Source organism: Streptomyces roseus, from assembly GCF_001044425.1.
GTDB lineage: Bacteria > Actinomycetota > Actinomycetes > Streptomycetales > Streptomycetaceae > Streptomyces > Streptomyces roseus.
Window position 1 is genome coordinate 1 of sequence record NZ_LFML01000139.1, and the last position, 2169, is coordinate 2169.

Consider the following 2169-nt stretch of genomic DNA (forward strand, 5'->3'; position numbering starts at 1 on the left):
CGCGCCCTCGCCCGGCATGGCCGCCGGCGCCGGGCAGGTCCAGGCGATGTGGCCCGGCATCCTCGAAGCCGTCAAGAACCGCCGCCGCTTCACCTGGATCCTGCTCAGTCAGAACGCCCAGGTCACCGGCTTCGACGGGACCACCCTCCAGCTGGGCTTCCCCAATCCCGGAGCCCGCGACAACTTCGCGAGCAGCGGCAGCGAGGACGTGCTGAAGGCGGTCCTCGCCGAGCAGTTCCAGGTCAACTGGAAGATCGACGCCGTGGTGGGCTCGGGCGGTGGCCAGCCCGCGGCCGCCCCGTCCTCCTACTCCGCCCCGTCGGCTCCCGCCCACACCCCGCCGCCCGCCGCCCCGGCCTCCGACCGGCAGTCGGCTCCCGCCCCGCAGCAGCAGCCGTACCAGCCGCCGCAGCCGCCGGGCCGGCCGGGCGGCTCCGCGCAGCAGCCCCCCGTACGGCAGGCGCCCCCGCCGGTCGCGCCCGAGGACGACGTACCGGAAGAGGACGATCCGGACCTGGTCGACAGTGCCCTGACCGGACACGACCTCATCGTGCGCGAGCTCGGAGCCACGGTCATAGAGGAATACACGAACGAGTAGGGCCGTCTCATTGGGTGGCCGCACGAAGGGCTTCGCGCCACGCGGGCTAGGCTGCATGGCGTGAAGGTCCTCGTCATCGGCGGCGGCGCCCGCGAACACGCCCTGTGCCGCTCTCTGTCCCTCGACCCCGACGTCAACGCGCTGTACTGCGCTCCCGGCAACGCCGGCATCGCCGAGGTGGCGGAGCTGCGCCCGGTCGACGCCCTCGACGGCGCGGCCGTGGCCCGCCTCGCCACCGAACTCGGCGCCGACCTGGTCGTCGTCGGCCCCGAGGCGCCCCTGGTCGCCGGGGTCTCCGACGCCGTCCGCGCCGCCGGCATCCCCGTCTTCGGCCCGTCCGCGCAAGCGGCGCAGCTGGAGGGCTCCAAGGCGTTCGCGAAGGACGTGATGGCCGCGGCCGACGTCCCGACCGCCCGCAGCTACGTGTGTACCACCCCCGAAGAGGTGGACACCGCCCTCGACGCCTTCGGCGCCCCGTACGTCGTCAAGGACGACGGCCTCGCCGCCGGCAAGGGCGTCGTGGTCACGGAGGACCGGGCCGCCGCCCGCGCGCACGCGCTCGGCTGCGACCGCGTCGTCATCGAGGAGTACCTCGACGGCCCCGAGGTCTCCCTCTTCGCCATCACCGACGGCGTCACGGTCATCCCCCTCCAGCCCGCGCAGGACTTCAAGCGCGCGCTCGACGGGGACCGGGGCCCCAACACCGGCGGCATGGGCGCGTACTCGCCCCTGCCCTGGGCCGACCCGAAGCTGGTCGACGAGGTCATGGAGAGCGTCCTCCAGCCGACCGTGGACGAGCTGCGCCACCGCGGCACCCCGTTCTCCGGGCTGCTGTACGCCGGGCTCGCGATCACCTCGCGCGGCGTGCGGGTCATCGAGTTCAACGCCCGCTTCGGCGACCCCGAGACCCAGGTGGTTCTGGCCCGGCTGCGGACCCCGCTCGCGGGCGTGCTGCTGAACGCCGCCAACGGCACCCTGGACGCCCAGCCGGCGCTGCGCTGGAGCGCGGACGCGGCCGTCACCGTCGTCATCGCCTCCCACAACTACCCGGAGACCCCGCGCACCGGGGACCCGATCGAGGGCCTGGCCGAGGTGGCCGCCGAGGACGGGCCCGACGCGTACGTCCTGCACGCCGGGACCCGGAGCGAGGGCGGGGCCGTCGTCAGCGCGGGCGGTCGCGTGCTCTCGGTGACGGCGACCGGTTCCGATCTGGCACAGGCCCGCGAGAAGGCGTATAAGGCCGTCGCGCGGATCCGGCTGGACGGCTCCCAGCACCGTACGGACATCGCCGCCAAGGCGGCCGAAGGCCGCTGAGCAGGCCCGGTCGGCACGGCAGGCGGCCCGCGGGCCCGGTGCGCACCCAGGTGCCCACCGGGCCCGCGCGCGTGTCCGCGTGCGAGTGCATCCGGCCGCGTTCGAACGCGGCCACCTTTACCCAAAGCCATTCCATCGGGTGATGGTCACCCGGTCCGGCTGACTGCCGGTCGCTCCCCAACTAGGGTGCGATGCCAAGCATTCCGGCACTTGGCCCACCGGCATTGCGATGTCAGTGGCGGGTGTCACAGTGGGGG

General features: G+C 74.0%; 1 protein-coding gene and 1 pseudogene. Both read left to right on the top strand.

The features are described from left to right. Positions 1 to 598: pseudogene (locus ACS04_RS30075) on the top strand (DNA polymerase III subunit gamma and tau); the annotation flags it as partial. A 60-nt stretch (positions 599 to 658) separates the two neighbouring features. Beyond that, entirely contained in the window at positions 659 to 1912 is a 1254-nt protein-coding gene (gene purD, locus ACS04_RS30080; RefSeq protein WP_048479987.1) for a phosphoribosylamine--glycine ligase, read from the top strand. Positions 1913 to 2169: the final 257 nt, after the last annotated feature.